Origin of the sequence: Cobetia sp. 4B (genome assembly GCF_018831605.1) — a bacterium.
GTDB classification, from domain to species: Bacteria; Pseudomonadota; Gammaproteobacteria; order Pseudomonadales; family Halomonadaceae; genus Cobetia; species Cobetia amphilecti.
The window spans coordinates 567,458-582,679 of the sequence record NZ_CP059843.1 but is presented as its reverse complement, the minus strand read 5'-3'; the positions used below and the strand labels follow the sequence as shown (position 1 = coordinate 582,679).

The following is a 15,222-nucleotide window of genomic DNA, read 5'->3' as shown; positions in this document are numbered from 1 at the left end:
GGCGGTAAGCTTGCGCCAGATGCGTCATTCTCTGCCTTGAGACGTGACGCCAGCGCCTCCCTGCAACTATCTCTGCCACCACCGGCAGGAGCATGAATGCCCCGAACTGCCGCTGCACCCGATGTTTCACCCTCCCCCACCGATGCCACTGCATCGGCAGAATTCGTGCCACGCCGCTGGCTGGAGACACTGGCACGTGCCGGTGGCCGCTGGCCCCAGCTCGCCATCCTGTGCGCCCTGCTCTCGACACTTGTCCTGATCGCCCAGGCCTGGGCCATCGCCCGTCTGGCCCAGGGCGTGGCGATCGACCGCGAAGGCCTGGCGACACTGTGGCCGGCCATCGCGGTGCTCGCCGCCAGTCTCTCGCTGCGCGGCGCGCTCACTGGCCTGCGTGGCTATGCCGGCACCCGCGCCAGTCAACAGATCCGCCGTCGCCTGCGCGAGCGCCTGCTGCAGCGCTTCGCCGAACTCGGCCCGCTGTGGGTGCGTCGCCAGCATCGCGCCAGCCTCGCCAACCGCGTCTGGGACCAGGTCGAGTCACTGCACGGCTACTACGCCGACTTCCGCCCACAGACACGCCTCGCGGGGCTGATTCCGCTGATGCTGCTGTGCGTGGTGTTTCCGCTCAACTGGGCGGCCGGCCTGATTCTGGCCACCACCGCACCGCTGGTGCCGATCTTCATGATTCTGGTCGGCATCGCGGCGCGCAAGCGCTCGCAGGAGCAGTTCCGGGAGATGGACCGCATGGGCCGCCATTTCATGGACCTGCTCACCGGCCTCAAGACCCTGAAGCTGTTCGGCAGCGCCAGACGCGGCCCCAAGGTCGAGGCGGTCAGCCATGCCTTTCGCAAGCGCACCATGCGCGTGCTGCGCCTGGCCTTCCTGTCCTCCACGGTGCTGGAATTCTTCACCGCGGTGTCCATCGCGCTGCTGGCGGTCTACCTCGGCTTCCATTTCCTCGGCCATCTGCAATTCGGCACCTGGGGCGACTCACCGCTGACCCTGCAGACCGCACTCTTCATTCTGGTACTGGCGCCCGAGTTCTATCAGCCGCTGCGCGAGCTGGGCGTGCACTATCACGCCAAGGCCGAGGCCGAGGCCGCCGCCAGTGATCTCGCCCCCATCGTCGGCAGCGCCCCCTTCACGCAAGAGGCCGAGGCTGGCGCACAGACGCACAACGCCATCAGCGACCTGCCCGCGGTGCGCCCTCAGACCCGCAAGCTGCACTCTCTGATGCTGGAAGAGGTCTGTGTGCGCTATCCCAATCAGTGGAACCGCCAGACCAGCACGCTGACTCCGCCGGCGCTCGGCCCGCTGACCCTGCGGATCACCCAGGGCGAACGTGTCGCGTTGACCGGTGCCTCCGGCTCCGGCAAGTCGACGCTGCTCAATCTGCTGCTCGGCTTCGTCGAAGCCAGCGACGGCCTGCTGTACCTCAATGGCCATCCGCTGAGTCACGGCCTGCCGCCGGGCATGGCGACCTGGGTCGGTCAGGAGACGGTGGTCCTGTCCGGCACGCTGGCCGACAACCTGCGTCTGGCCAGGCCTCACGCCAGCGACGCACAGCTCGAAGCGGCGCTGGACAATGCCGACCTGCTTGACTGGTACCAGCACCTGCCGCGTGGACTCGAGACGCGCCTTGGCGAGGGCGGCCAGGCGCTGTCCGGCGGCCAGGCACGCCGCCTGTCTCTGGCCCGCGCCTTTTTGCATGACGCGCCACTGGTGCTGCTGGATGAACCCACCGCCAGCCTGGATGCCGACAGCGAAGCGCGCGTGATCGCCGCGCTCAAGCGTCTCGGCGAGGGACGCACCCTGCTGCTGCTGACCCACCGACCCGAGCTGCTGACGCTATGCCAGCGCCTGATTCACCTGGACGATGGCCAGCTGGTGCAGGACCGACCGCTCCCCCTCCCGACGCCGCGAGGTGACGCATGAGCCGCGCCATCCGCAAGCCCGCGCCTGACACGCCCGAGGCTGTCACGTCTGCGTCTGGTACGTCTGCGCCTGATACGCCCGCAGCTGTCACGGCCAGTGAGCCAGCACTGGCCGAGTCGCACGCCGAACAGCGCCCACATCTTCGCGAGTTGGCGCCCTATCTGGCCTTGATGCGCGAGCATCGCGGCTGGCTGGGCATCGGCGCGCTGCTGGCGCTGATCACCCTGCTGGCCGCCACCGGTCTGCTGGCGCTGTCGGGCTGGTTCCTCTCCGCCACCGCCGTGGCCGGCTTGAGCGTCGCCGCCACCCAGGCCTTCAACTTCTTCACCCCGGCGGCAGGCGTGCGCGGGTTGGCGCTGGCGCGCACCGCCGGGCGCTATGGCGAGCGCGTCACCACCCACGAAGGCACGCTGCGTCTGCTGGCGAGCCTGCGCCGGCGCCTGTTCGAGGCCATCGAGCCGCTCTCCCCCGCCGCCCTGCAACATGCCGGCCAGGGAGAGCTGATGACCCGCCTGGGCGCGGATGTCGACGCCCTCGACAGCCTCTACGTGCGCGTATTGATTCCCTCGCTGGTGGCGGTCTGCGCCATCCTCGCCGCCGGCACGCTGATCGGCATCTTCGCGCCGACACTGGCGCTGGTGGCGGTGATCGGACTGGTGCTGACCGGCGGACTGGTGCCGTGGCTGGCCTGGTGGCGTGGCAGCCGTGACGCCATGCGGCATCAGTCCTCGGCCAGCCGCCTGCGCGCGCGCCTGCTGGAGCGCCTGCAGGGGCTGGGCGAGCTGGTGATCTATGGTCGCTGGAATGAGGAACTTGAGCGCCTCGCCGAGCAACAGGCCGAGCGGGATAGCATCGAGCGCGCCCAGGCACGCCGTCAGGCACTGGCCAGCTGGCTGAGCCACAGTCTGCTGGGGCTGACGCTGGCCGGGGTGGCGCTACTCGGCGTCATGCAGATGGCGCCATATGCGAACACCGACATGACGATGCATTCTGGCGAGCTGCTCGATGGTCGCCTGCTGGCACTGTTCCTGCTGGCGGTGCTCGGCGCCTTCGAGGCACTGGCGCCACTGCCGCTGGCCTGGCAGGGGCTCGGTCGCTGCCTGTCGGCGGCCGCGCGTCTCAACAGCGTGCAGGCCAATACGCCGGCGGCCCAGTTCCCCAATCCCTCCGAGGCTGCCACGCCGGTGGGTCATGCATTGGAGATCGAGCAGCTGAGCGTCACCCACAGCGACACGCCGGTGCTTGAAGAGCTTTCCCTGACACTGGCCGCAGGCGAGCATCTGGCACTGCTCGGCCCGTCCGGCAGCGGCAAGAGCACCCTGCTGGACGTGCTCAGTCGCTTCCATATTCCCAGCGCCGGACGCATCACGCTGGGCGGCGTGGCGCTGGACTCGCTTGATGAGGCCACGCTGCGCGCAAGCTTCGCGGTCTGCCCGCAGGACACGCATCTGTTCTGTGCCAGCTACGCCGACAACCTGCGCCTGGCCGCCCCCGAGGCCAGCGATGAAGCACTGACGCGCATGCTGGAAAGCCTTGGCCTCGGCGACTGGCTGGCCCGCCAGCCACAGGGACTGGCCGGCTTCCCGGATGAAGGGGGGCGTTCATTGTCCGGTGGCCAGCTGCGCCGCTTCGGTGTGGCGCGTGCGCTACTGTCACCGGCACCGATCGTGCTGCTCGATGAGCCCTGCGAAGGACTGGACCGCACCAGCGCCGAGCAGGTGATGAGCGCGATTCTCGCCGCCTGCGAGGGCCGCAGCCTGATCATGATCACCCATCAGCCGCTGGGGCTGGAGCGCTTCACGCGTCTGGCGCTGCTGGAGGCGGGCCGCCTGCAGGAAGACACCACCCCGACCACGCTGAGCCGCGATTCCCGTCTTGCCAGGCTGATGGAGCGCACTGCCTGACGACCGTCACATTCGGCCACTACAGAGGGAGACATGCATGGCAGATAGCAGACTGGAAGATCAGCCATTGGCGGCGGATACCTTCGCGCGCCTGCCACAGGGCTTCTGCGCACTGGTCACCGGTGCCAGCGGCGGGATCGGGCGGGCGCTGATCGCTGAGCTGCTCGCCCATCCCCACTGTGGAAAAGTGCTGGCGGTGAGTCGCGATGTCTCATGCCTTCCGGCTCATCCCGAGCTCGAGACGCTGGAGGCCGACCTGACCACCGAGCAAGGCACCGCGCGCCTCGAGGAGTGGCTGGCACAGCAACTGGATGGCGAGAGCGAGACGGGACAGCCACCGGCTCTGATACTCAACGCGCTGGGCCTGCTGCATGACGAGCGCGAGCAGCTATGGCCGGAGAAGCGTCTGGAGGATTTGAGTCTGGCGGCCCTGACGCGCCTGCACCAGGTCAACGCCTTCGCCCCGGCCCTGTTGCTGGCAATGCTGGCGCCACGTCTGCGCCGACGCACGCCGGTGATCTTCGCCTCGCTGTCGGCGCGGGTCGGCTCGATCTCCGACAACCGCAGCGGCGGCTGGTATGCCTATCGCGCCAGCAAGGCCAGCCACAACATGCTGCTCAAGACCGCCGCCATCGAGATCGCGCGCCGCAATCCCGAGGCGCTGCTGGTCGCGCTGCATCCCGGCACCACTGACACCGGCCTGTCGACGCCCTTCCAGGCCCGCGTGCCCGAGGGCAAGTTATTCACGACGGGCTTCGTGGCGCGCCGCCTGCTGCGCGTCGCCTGCGAACTCCCGCCCACCGCCAGCGGCGGCTTCTACGACTGGGCCGGTCAGGCCATCGAGTGGTAACCCTCTCGGTAGAGGCGACGTCAGAGCTGCAGATGCTCCTGGAACCACTCGGTGATGAAGTCGAGGTAGGCGCGGGTCTTGTCGGGCAGGTACTTGCGTGAGCGGAACAGCACCACCATCGAGCCATGCTCGTTCCAGTAGGGCTGCAGCAGCGGCACCAGCTCACCACTCTCCACTGCCGCGCGGGCCGAGAAGGTCGGCAGATAGGCGAGACCGAAGCCGGCCTTGGCCGCCTCCACCACGCCGAGCAGATTGTTGATCACCAGCCGCGACTCCGGCTCCACATCGAAGGGCTGACCATTGAGCGTGAAGCGCCAATGCGCCCCAAGATCGTAATTGCCGTAGAAGATGGTATCGAAGGCGCGGATGTCCTGGGGCTGCACCGGCGGCGCATTGACGCGCGCCAGATAGTCCGGCGCCGCATACAGGCCATAGACCACCTTGCACAGCGGGCGCGAGACCATCGAGGAATCCGGCAGCGGCCCCATGCGAATCGCCAGATCCACCGACTCATCGATGGGCTCGAAGCGCTGATCCTCGAGCAGAATCTCGACGCTGACATCCGGGTAGCGGCGCATGAAGGCGGTGGTCGGCGCGGCCAGATACATGAAGCCGAACGACACCTGCGCCGACACCTTGAGCTGGCCCATCGGCTGCGAGGTGACGGACTGCACGCGAGCCTCGGCGGATTCCAGCTCCTCGCGGATGCGCAGGCCGTGCTCGTAGTAGATACGTCCCGCCTCGGTGAGATGCAGCTTGCGGGTCGAGCGATTGATCAGGCTGACGCCCAGCTGCTCTTCCAGTGCCGCCACCCGCTTGGACGCCAGCGACTTGGAAATTCCCAGTCGCCGTGCCGCCGCCGTGAAACTCGCCGCGCGCACGACCTCGACGAATACGCGCAATGCATCAAGTGTCGCCATGTGTCTCCCTCACCCTCGCTGTGCAACCGCCATGGCCCCCTGAACACGGCCAGACACCCCATCAATCTTCCAGGTTTCCATATTGGAAACCCTAGTTTTCGATTGTACGCGCTTATTCTCCAAAGCGCGGCACCCTATACTGTGCGCCACGAACATGCGGGAGCAGGCGCGCCGCGGCATCGGCCGCCTGCTTCCGGACTAGACCGACGACGGCCGGGCCTGCGTGGCGCAGCCCGACCGTCCAGGTTCGCGCTCAGGTAGTTGCACTGCTCATCCCACCGATTCCCGGTGACTGGTCTGCATGGCGACGCCCCCACGCGCGGTTTCGCTGTCGGCCCATCCCGGGCCTCGGTGGCGATCTTCAGTGTTGTAATGCAAGTTTCTTGTGCGCCTGGCCGTCTCACGACGCCAGGCGCTTTTTTTATGCCTGTCTTCAGTGACTTACAGCCACTTCTTCCACTTGAAGAACAGATAGGTCGAGAGCGCCGATACCCCCATCAGGCACAGCGCGAAGGGATAGCCCCAGTCCTCGTCCAGTTCCGGCATCCAGTGGAAGTTCATGCCGTAGATGCTGGCGATCAATGTCGGCGGCATGAAGACTACCGCCGCCACCGAGAAGATCTTGATGATGCGGCTCTGATCGAGATTGGTGAAACCGATCGAGGCATCGAGCAGGAAGTTGACCTTGTCGAAGATGAAGGTGGTGTGCGGATTGAGCGAGTCGATGTCGCGCAACATGTCGCGAATCTCCTGACGCCGCGACTTCTGGCGTGGCGCCGAGGGCAGATGGCGCGTCAGCTGACGCAGCAGGCGCTGACTGTCCAACAGCGACTGGCGCACCTTGTCGTTGTAGCGCTCCTGCAGCAGGATGCCGTGCAGGGTGTCTTCCAGCGCCTCGGGGTGCACCGCCTGCTTGCCCAGCGCCTCCAGCGCCCGGTAGATATCCTCGATCTCATCGGCCAGGTAATCGACCTTCATCGCCAGCAGCGCCAACAGCACCTCCCAGCCATCCTCCGGACTCAGTCGCTGACGACGCAGGTGATTGCGGAACAGCCGCAGCAGTCCGATATCCTCGTGGCGCATGCTGATCAGCTGGCGCCCATGCAGATGGAAGGCGACGTTGGCCGTCTGTGGCTCGCGCCCCTTGCGATGCGGAAACAGCGAGACGACGTGGATGCCATCGCCTTCCAGATAGAAGCGCGACGACGATTCGATCTCCTCCAGCTCCTCGACATCAGGCAGCTCCACCGTGAACTGTTCGCTCACCCAGCGCTTTTCCTGCTCATCCGGCTCGCAGAGATCGATCCACAGCACATCACTTCGCACCAGAATCGGCGGTGCCAGCTCGTCATCGGCCAACAACCCGGCATGCAGGGCAGCCGCCTCTTCTGCGCTGTCCGCCAGGCGCGGCGGCGCATCGGGCTGGCCGGGCTGCGGGTCGGGCAACACGATATGTTCGCCGCGCAGGCGGCCATCATCGTGCAGTCGATAGAGTGTGATCATGATGACTTCCTCGAAAAGCCCCGCGGGTCGCGCCTGTACACCGACTGATGACAGTGACTGGCCACTATGGCCAACCGTCTGAAAAGGCAACGAAACCCGGGCGCCTTGGCGGCGTGGGAATAGGATGTCGTCATTCTAAACGAGATGGCGCGCCAGCGGAGGCCGAGCGATGGGGCGTTTTCAAGCACGAGGACGTGAGCGCGAGGCCGTGAGCGAGAGATCGCCCGCGGGAATGATCGTGCGAGAGAGCGAGCGAGAGATCGAGCGAGGATCGAGATAGCGCGCCAGAGCTGCGTCTGACGGCCAGACACGAAAAAAGGCGACCCGTGAAAGTCGCCCTAAGACCGTGACTAGCTTGATGAGGAGAAACCCGAACAGGGGCCTGACTCCGCTGTTCTGGCTACCGCATTCCATGGCGGGAAGCGATGAATCCAGATTATGCTCTCCAGCAGACGCCGTCAATACTAATGAGAAATATTTTCATTAACATTGAGTCAGCGTTTATCTCACGCGCCGCTGGCCTCCCCTCACCAGCTGACGTATCATGGCGCCAGAATATCAAGGTCGTGACTGGCCTGATGAGACGCTTGCCAGGGACCTGACATCCAAATCTGGTGAGCACGAAGCACCGCTCGACTCGCAAGCCTTCCTCCCTGTCATTGGCAGACGGAAAGCGAGTGAATCGAGAAGCGCTTCCGGACGCCTCCCTCGTGCAAGCGAAGGAGGCGTCTTTTTTTGCGCATAAAAAAGCGGCCCACCCCGTAGGATGAGCCGCTGGCAAGGACCGTAAAACTGTCTGATGAGAAGCCTCCCGGACAGGGGCCTGACTCCGCTGGCCGGGACACCGCTACCCATGGCGGGGAAGCGATGACCCCAGAATATGACCCGCGGGCTCAGACGTCAACACTAATGAGAAATATTTTCATTAGCATTGGAGAGTCAGGCACTTGCCGTGCCCTCTCGCCTCAGTTTCAGCCCTGCTTGTGCCACTCGAACTTCTTGAACGGCTCGTCGATCGGCGTCTCGGCCAGGTGATTGGTGTAGTTGCTCATCACCTTCTGGGACAGGCCCAGGATCACTTCCAGCACATTGCGCTTGGTGTAACCGGCATCGAGGAAGGTCTGCACGGTGGCGTCATCGACGAAGCCACGCTCACGCACCACGGCCAGCGTGAAGGTGCGCAGGGCTTCCAGACGCTCGGTCGGCAGCGGCGTCTCGTTGCGCAGCGCCTCGATGATGGCGTCATCCACCTTCATCGACTTGGCGATACCGGTGTGCGCCGGCACACAGTAGTGGCAGTTGTGCTCGACGTTGATGGTCTGCCAGACGACGGTGGTCTCTTCATCATCGAAGCTGCTGTCGAGGAACAGCTGGTGCAGCACCTGGTAGCCTTCCAGCAGGCCCGGCGCTTCCGCCATCACGGCGTGCAGGCCCGGCACCATGCCGAAGGCTTCGACGGACTTGCCGAGCAGCGGCTTGCTGTCCTGCGGGGCATTGTCGGCGGTATAGAGTGTGAAATCAGTCATGAGAACTCCTTCGGAATGATGAGCGAGATGCGCGGAGTCTCAGGGGCGGGCTGCCAGTCAGTGGCATGAAGCCTTGAGCAGCGCCCCTGGGGAGGCAGGGCAAGATATGAGCAAACGCTCAAAATAACGCCTGACAATCCTCTGCACTGCGTTGTCGGGGAACACACTAGCTGGATTTGAGCGATCATTCAAGTTAAACTTGAGTACTCACTCAATACCTTGCTCCTTGCAGACCGCCCGCTTCGCCAAGCCGCGCGAAGACAGGCGTCACTCGCGAGCCCCATCGTCAGGACAGCCATGCCACGCGCGACCTTGCACAACCGCCAGGATTCCCTCGAACGGGCGCTCAATCTCTTCTGGCAGAAGGGCTTTCATGCCACTTCGCTGAAGGATATCGAGCACGCGCTCGACATGCGTCCCGGCAGCATCTACGCCACCTTCGGCAGCAAGGATGGCCTCTTCCAGGAAGCGCTGGACTGCTACTCCGCGCGCAGCCTGCGCGAGATGGAAAGCCTGATGGCCAGCCACGACTCGCCATTGACCGCTCTCGCCACCTATATCCGCAAGCTCGGCGGACTGCGCGACTGCGAAGTGCCGTCCCGCGCCTGCATGCTGGCCAAGAGCCTGCTGGAACTCGGCGAGCGTGAACAGGCTGCCCGCGACAAGGTCGAGATGCTGCTCGCCAACATGGAAGCCCGCTTCCGCCAGGCCTTCGCGGACGCCCGCGACGCCGGAGAACTCATCGACCCCGAGCGCCCCGCTCACCAGCCGGAACGCCTCGGCCGTCGCCTGCAAGCCGAAGTCATGGGCCTGCGCGCCTACGCCCAGCGTGAAGGCGAAAGCGAAGCCGTCCGCCAGCTCGCCGAAGACATCGCCCAGGACATCGAAGCGCTGAAGGTCAACAACACGCATTGAGCCATGAGCGATATAATCGGCAGACCATTTAAAAATAGTGGCTTAATATATACAGAAAAACATGAGGTCGTCACAAAACCTAAAGTTTCTCGCAGGAGGTAAACTGATGCCGAAATTGTGGCATCAGTTACCCTGTATTTCACAATACTCCAACCGCCCGCTTGGCAAGAAGATATATTACTAAAAAACTGCAAAATGCCACACGAATGCTTAAACCGACTAAACCTTAAACATATTTAGCAATGTATAATGATTTGCCTTTTGGTATATAAGAACATTTAAATAGCTACTATAGCAAGCAATCCCTTTAGAATTGTGATATTTAACTAACCAGTTATATTTGTCCATTACTTTCGCATTAGAATTATTAGTCACTCTATCAAGAGCACCTATTAACGACTTACGATGCACCTTATAAATACACCTTGAAAACCTACTGGCTTTAATTTGCTCCTCAATATTTAAACTATTTAGCGAAGGTGACCTTGGATCACCCTGTGCCAGAAGCAGCCCCAGCCAATCGAGATAATAAGCCTCATCATAATCTTTCTTCACCAGCTCTAGCTGGTAATACATTTTATTACATAGATCATTAAGAACAGCCATTAACCTCTTGTTACTATATATATTTTTATCCACGGCTATTCTAGGGTAGACAGCTATCTGAGATTCATTCTTGTAGGCTTTAACTAAGCCTTCGCCGACGGCAAAACTACCATCTATCTTACAAAAACCTTCGCACAACCCCCCTCTAAGAAAAATCCCTTTCTCTTTAAAGCATTCAACAATAAGTTTCATGCTTCTCATGCACAGTAGAAATAATGCATTGGCAGAGTGATACATGTATTTTTTCTCATCATATGGTTCATTAACTTCTTTCGGTACGAAAGTTATAACCATAGAATCAGATATACATGCATATTCAACAGAGTAAAACTCAAAAAAGTTAAAAGCCTGCCCCTTGTATCCATTCCTTAATATATTGTTATCCAATGAAATCTCAAGGTGCTCTTGAAGCCTATTCATGAAAGAAATTAGGGCATCGGCTTTTTCTTCATTAACAACCTTGCCATTTAACTGACTATAACCCAGCATATCTATAAACATAACCCATTGTTTCAACTTCACAACATCGACTCCTCAAAGCGACTGATCTACTCTAAACCAACATACACTTTCAAAAAACATAGATTCACTAGCTAAGCTATACACTAAAACAGCGCACTAAACTTAAAACACTACTAGAGACCTATCTATTTTAAAAACCAACAAACAACCGTGATTCTTATCTATAGTCAACCCTTACCACTATAAAACCACACACTAGATAAATAGTTACTTTTTATCCATGTCAACCATACGACTATACATCACTTGAGACACCATTAATTATAAAATATAAATATAAACATGTATAGAAATACCTACCCTCAGCAGTCGGCTAACACTGTCAGTTCTATCATTTGTACTAAAGATTGAAGTTCTGCATCCTATCTCACAAGCTGCTAGAATCACCGCCCGCTTGTCTCGACAGCGCCTGCACCTGATGCTCCGATCCCTGCTCCCACACCAGCCGATATGACTGCCATGCCAATGACACCGATTGACCGCACCTTTTCCGTTGCGCCGATGATGGAATGGACGACCCGTGACTACCGCGCCTTCGCGCGCGTGTTGAGCCGTCGTACGCTGCTGTACACGGAGATGGTGACCACCGGGGCATTGCTGTTCAATCCGGATCGCGAGCGCTTCCTCGGTCACGACGAGACGGAGCATCCGCTGGCGTTGCAGCTGGGTGGCAGCGACCCGCAGGCGCTGGCCGAGTGTGCGGCGATCGCCGAGAGCTGGGGCTATGACGAGGTGAACCTGAATGTCGGCTGCCCGAGCGATCGCGTGCAGAACAACATGATCGGTGCCTGTCTGATGGGCCATCCGGAGCTGGTGGCCAGGTGCGTGGCGGCGATGCAGGCGCAGGTGAAGATTCCGGTGACGGTGAAGTGCCGCATCGGGATCGATGATCAGGATGAGGACGTCGATCTCGAGCGCTTCATCACCACCGTGGCCGATGCCGGCTGCGACACCTTCAGCGTGCATGCGCGCAAGGCGTGGCTGCAGGGCCTGTCGCCGAAGGAGAACCGCGATGTGCCGCCGCTGAACTACGGCCGCGTGCATCGCCTCAAGCAGGCGCACCCGTCCTTGCATATCGGTATCAACGGCGGCCTGAAGCTGATGGACGAGCTGCACGAGCAGCTGGAGCATGTCGACAGCGTGATGGTCGGCCGTGAGGCGTACCACAACCCCTGGTTGCTGGCGACGGTGGACAGCGAGCTGTACGGCGAGGCCGAGAATCCGCACACCAGCCGCCACGATGCGCTGCGTGCCTTCCGCCCCTACATCGAGAAGCGTCTCGCCGAGGGCGTGCGCCTCAACCACATCAGCCGCCATCTACTGGGGCTGTTCCAGGGTCAGCCGGGCGGCCGCCAGTTCCGCCGTCATGTCTCCGAGAACGCCCACAAGCCGGGCGCAGGCATCGAGGTCATCGATGACGCCATGGCGCGCGTGCCGGAGCACCGGCCCGAGGCACAGGTCGAACAGGCCTGATCGAGCTGGCCTGTTCGCGCCGCTTCTGCTCTCTTCTTCCCTCTCGCTTCTGCCCTCTCCCTCGAGAGCAGCGCTTTCAAAAGACAGTCCCCCGACACCCGGCCCTCGCGCCGGGTGTCGTCGTCTTGCCAATCAGCAAAGTGACGGCACTGCACTGGCAGGCGTGATACCAGACGCAACCCTGCGTCGCCATCTAAGCTAATAACCCCTTAAATACCAACAACATGCATGACTTTCGTTTGATTGTCTGACAAAGCCATCTCACGCAGAATGGCTGACCATACGGACAACAACCGGTCTCGACATCGTCACGCCATGCTTGCGTGATGTCAGCCACACAACTGCTCCGTCATCGGCGATTCCTCCACAGTCCTCCTCTGCAGACCTGTGGGCCGGTCCATGCAGTCCCGTCATCCGGGCTGCGCTGCTTCTGCTGACACTTCCTTCGAGGTTCCATATCCACACACTCCCCTACCGGAGCCAACAGCCGTGAGCTGTTCGGGCATCCGGCCGGACTCTATCTGCTGTTCTCCACGGAACTGTGGGAACGCTTCTCCTACTACGCCATGCGTGCCCTGCTGGTGCTCTATCTCACCGATGCCGTCACCAGTGGCGGGCTGGGCTGGAATCAGGGCGATGCCCTGCAGCTGTATGGCATCTTCACGGGCCTGGTGTACATCACGCCGATGTTCGGCGGAGCGCTGGCCGACAACTGGCTGGGCGCCCGCCGTGCGATTCTGATCGGGGGCCTGATCATGGCGGCCGGGCAATTCGTGCTCGCCGTGCCGCCGGCCATGAGCGGCCTCGATCCCGAGATGCTGCTGTATGTCGGTCTCGGCCTGCTGATCGTCGGCAACGGCCTGTTCAAGCCCAACATCTCCACGATGGTCGGCGACCTCTATCAACAGGGCGATCACCGCCGTGATGGCGCCTTCACCATCTTCTACATGGGCATCAACATCGGTGCGCTGCTGTCGGGCATCGTCGCGGGTTCCATGGCCGAAGGCTATGGCTGGAACGCCGGCTTCCTGGTGGCCGGTATCGGCATGCTGCTGGCGGTCGCCATCCAGCTCATCTTCGCGCCGCGCCATCTGGGTGACCTGGGGGTCGAACCCAGCGCCCGCCGTGAGGCACGCCTGAGCAAGAGCAACAACCGCAAGACGCCGCTGAGCCGCGAAGAGCGTGACCGCATCAAGGTCATCATGGTGCTGGGCCTGTTCACCATCCTGTTCTGGGCCGGTTTCGAGCAGGGCGGCGGCCTGATGGCGCTGTATGCGCAGGACTACACCGACCGCATGCTGATGGGCTTTGAAGTGCCGGCGGCCTGGTTCCAGTCGCTCAATCCGCTGTTCATCATCCTGCTCTCGCCACTGCTGGCGGGTCTGTGGACGCGCATGGACAACCGTGAGCCCAGCTCGCCGGTCAAGTTCGCCTTCGGCCTGATCGCCCTCGGCATCGGCTTCGTGTGCATGATCGGCGCAGTGCTGGAGCAGAAAGCCGCAGGCAGCGCCTCGATGATGTGGCTGGTCGGTGCCTTCTTCTTCCACACTCTCGGCGAGCTGTGCCTGTCGCCGGTGGGGCTGTCGATGGTCACCAAGCTGTCACCGGTGCGCATGGGCGCGCTGATGATGGGCGCCTGGTTCGCCTTCGTGGCGCTGGCCAACTACCTGGCCGGCATGATCGGCTCGCTGGTCGGCGAAGCCGGTGCCATGAGCGTATTCGGCGGCATCGCCATCACCGGCGTGCTCGGCGGCCTGCTGCTGCTGGTGTTCGCCGGCAAGCTGGTGGACTGGATGCACGGCGCGGAAGCGCGTCATGACGGCCCGCTCGAGACCCAGACCAGCCACGGCTGAGTGCTCTGTGACGGTGACTATCGCTGTCGACCAGACGACAGACTGCTGCAACGCAAACGCCCCGCTCAATGAGCGGGGCGTTTGCGTTATCACTGCCAGCAACAGGGCCGTAAGAGAGCGTGATGCGCCTAGATGGAGTCCGGCTCGAACAGCTGCTGGAAGTTGTCGACGGCGCTCTCGGCATCGTCGATCGCATGGAAGCGCGCCACGTGATAGAGCGCCTCGCCCTCATTGGCCAGCGGCAGGTTGGCCATGCCGATGATGATGCCATCCGCGGGTGACAGCACCTCGCTTTCGCTGTTGCCGAAGGGGTCGGCGACGATGCCCAGCACCTGATGCTTCTCGACGCGGTCCCCCAGGCCCACGCGGCTCTGGACGATGCCATCGATGGAGGCACGCGCCCAGCTGGAGCCGTTGGACATCTCCACCGCACGCGAGCTAGGCTTGCGGTCGCGGTCCTTGGCCAGCATGCCGATGGAGCGCATCACGCGCTTCACGCCGCTGACCCCCGGGCGAATCGCCCACTCATCGAAGCGCAGTGCCTCACCGGCCTCATAGGTGATGACCGGCACGCCGCGCTCGCTGGCATAGGCGCGCAGACTGCCCTCGCGCAGCTCGGCATTCAGCAGCACCGGCGCGCCGAAGGCGTCCGCCATCTGGCGCGTGGCATCACTGCCGGTCATGGTGGCGCGGATCTGCGGCAGGTTGGTGCGATGAATCGCGCCGGTGTGCAGGTCGATGATGTGGGTGGCCTGATCGGCGATCTGCTCACGGAACAGCGCCGCCACCCGCGAGCCCAGCGAGCCGCTCTCGCTGCCCGGGAAGCAGCGGTTGAGGTCACGGCGGTCCGGCAGGTAGCGCGTGTGCTGCACGAAACCGAACACGTTGACGATGGGCACCGCGATCAGGGTGCCGCGCAGCCGCGAAAGGCTGGAACTCTTGAGCAGCCGCCGCACGATCTCGACGCCGTTGATCTCGTCACCGTGGATGGCACCGCACACCAGCAGCACCGGGCCGGGCTGACGGCCATGCACCACCTCGACGGGGATGTGCAGCGGCGCATGGGTGTAGAGCTTGGCGACAGGCACATCGACCTGGGCCCGCGTTCCCGGCGCGATGCGGGTACCGCTGATTTCAAATGGAGCGCGTGACATCGCCACCTCAGAGATTGTTCGACCAACGAGCGGCAGGCACTGCGACATGCCCGCCAGATCA

The 15,222-nt window shown here is 62.2% G+C and carries 11 protein-coding genes; 6 read left to right on the top strand and 5 right to left on the bottom strand.

The window, feature by feature from the left end:
* Positions 1–96 precede the first annotated feature (96 nt).
* The 3 genes from cydD to H2O77_RS02480 are packed head-to-tail and all read left to right on the top strand — an operon-like array spanning position 97 to position 4,689.
* Positions 97–1,935 (top strand): thiol reductant ABC exporter subunit CydD, encoded by a 1,839-nt coding sequence (cydD, locus tag H2O77_RS02490; RefSeq protein ID WP_215823836.1) that lies wholly within the window; start codon positions 97–99, stop codon positions 1,933–1,935.
* On the top strand, positions 1,932–3,839 hold the full coding sequence (gene cydC / locus H2O77_RS02485; RefSeq protein ID WP_215823835.1) for a thiol reductant ABC exporter subunit CydC: 1,908 nt from the start codon (positions 1,932–1,934) through the stop codon (positions 3,837–3,839). Before cydD ends, cydC begins: the two co-directional genes overlap by 4 nt.
* 37 nt (positions 3,840–3,876) lie before the next feature.
* Positions 3,877–4,689 (top strand): SDR family NAD(P)-dependent oxidoreductase, encoded by an 813-nt coding sequence (locus H2O77_RS02480; protein ID WP_213113503.1) that lies wholly within the window; start codon positions 3,877–3,879, stop codon positions 4,687–4,689.
* Positions 4,690–4,709: 20 nt separating this feature from the next.
* Here the strand turns inward: H2O77_RS02480 and H2O77_RS02475 are convergent, their stop codons facing one another.
* From H2O77_RS02475 to H2O77_RS02465, 3 genes are all read right to left on the bottom strand, one after another.
* Complete coding sequence (locus H2O77_RS02475; protein ID WP_043333112.1) at positions 4,710–5,609, bottom strand: LysR family transcriptional regulator; 900 nt, start codon at positions 5,607–5,609, stop codon at positions 4,710–4,712.
* Positions 5,610–6,050: 441 nt separating this feature from the next.
* Entirely contained in the window at positions 6,051–7,112 is a 1,062-nt protein-coding gene (corA, locus tag H2O77_RS02470) for a magnesium/cobalt transporter CorA (RefSeq protein WP_084589333.1), read from the bottom strand.
* 971 nt (positions 7,113–8,083) lie between these two features.
* Positions 8,084–8,638: a carboxymuconolactone decarboxylase family protein gene (locus H2O77_RS02465; protein ID WP_043333113.1), complete on the bottom strand. Its 555-nt coding sequence runs from the start codon at positions 8,636–8,638 to the stop codon at positions 8,084–8,086.
* Between the two features lie 297 nt (positions 8,639–8,935).
* Here H2O77_RS02465 and H2O77_RS02460 point away from each other — a divergent pair, with 297 nt between their 5' ends.
* A complete protein-coding gene (locus H2O77_RS02460; protein ID WP_131431284.1) occupies positions 8,936–9,553 on the top strand; it encodes a TetR/AcrR family transcriptional regulator in 618 nt (205 codons plus the stop codon).
* Positions 9,554–9,772: 219 nt separating this feature from the next.
* Here the strand turns inward: H2O77_RS02460 and H2O77_RS02455 are convergent, their stop codons facing one another.
* A complete protein-coding gene (locus H2O77_RS02455) occupies positions 9,773–10,681 on the bottom strand; it encodes a hypothetical protein (protein ID WP_215823834.1) in 909 nt (302 codons plus the stop codon).
* A 465-nt stretch (positions 10,682–11,146) separates the two neighbouring features.
* Between H2O77_RS02455 and dusA the strand changes: the two genes are divergently transcribed.
* A complete protein-coding gene (dusA, locus tag H2O77_RS02450; protein WP_215823833.1) occupies positions 11,147–12,154 on the top strand; it encodes a tRNA dihydrouridine(20/20a) synthase DusA in 1,008 nt (335 codons plus the stop codon).
* Between the two features lie 455 nt (positions 12,155–12,609).
* On the top strand, positions 12,610–14,007 hold the full coding sequence (locus H2O77_RS02445; protein ID WP_225347520.1) for a peptide MFS transporter: 1,398 nt from the start codon (positions 12,610–12,612) through the stop codon (positions 14,005–14,007).
* 128 nt (positions 14,008–14,135) lie between these two features.
* Here the strand turns inward: H2O77_RS02445 and H2O77_RS02440 are convergent, their stop codons facing one another.
* Positions 14,136–15,161: a succinylglutamate desuccinylase/aspartoacylase family protein gene (locus H2O77_RS02440; RefSeq protein WP_215823831.1), complete on the bottom strand. Its 1,026-nt coding sequence runs from the start codon at positions 15,159–15,161 to the stop codon at positions 14,136–14,138.
* Between the last annotated feature and the right edge of the window lie 61 nt (positions 15,162–15,222).

Bases quoted from the DNA above. Each gene is read 5' to 3' on its own strand.
- cydD (WP_215823836.1), top strand. From the start codon at position 97: ATGCCCCGAACTGCCGCTGCACCCGATGTTTCACCCTCCCCCACCGAT.
- cydC (WP_215823835.1), top strand. From the start codon at position 1,932: ATGAGCCGCGCCATCCGCAAGCCCGCGCCTGACACGCCCGAGGCTGTC.
- H2O77_RS02480 (WP_213113503.1), top strand. From the start codon at position 3,877: ATGGCAGATAGCAGACTGGAAGATCAGCCATTGGCGGCGGATACCTTC.
- H2O77_RS02475 (WP_043333112.1), bottom strand. From the start codon at position 5,609: ATGGCGACACTTGATGCATTGCGCGTATTCGTCGAGGTCGTGCGCGCG.
- corA (WP_084589333.1), bottom strand. From the start codon at position 7,112: ATGATCACACTCTATCGACTGCACGATGATGGCCGCCTGCGCGGCGAA.
- H2O77_RS02465 (WP_043333113.1), bottom strand. From the start codon at position 8,638: ATGACTGATTTCACACTCTATACCGCCGACAATGCCCCGCAGGACAGC.
- H2O77_RS02460 (WP_131431284.1), top strand. From the start codon at position 8,936: ATGCCACGCGCGACCTTGCACAACCGCCAGGATTCCCTCGAACGGGCG.
- dusA (WP_215823833.1), top strand. From the start codon at position 11,147: ATGACACCGATTGACCGCACCTTTTCCGTTGCGCCGATGATGGAATGG.
- H2O77_RS02440 (WP_215823831.1), bottom strand. From the start codon at position 15,161: ATGTCACGCGCTCCATTTGAAATCAGCGGTACCCGCATCGCGCCGGGA.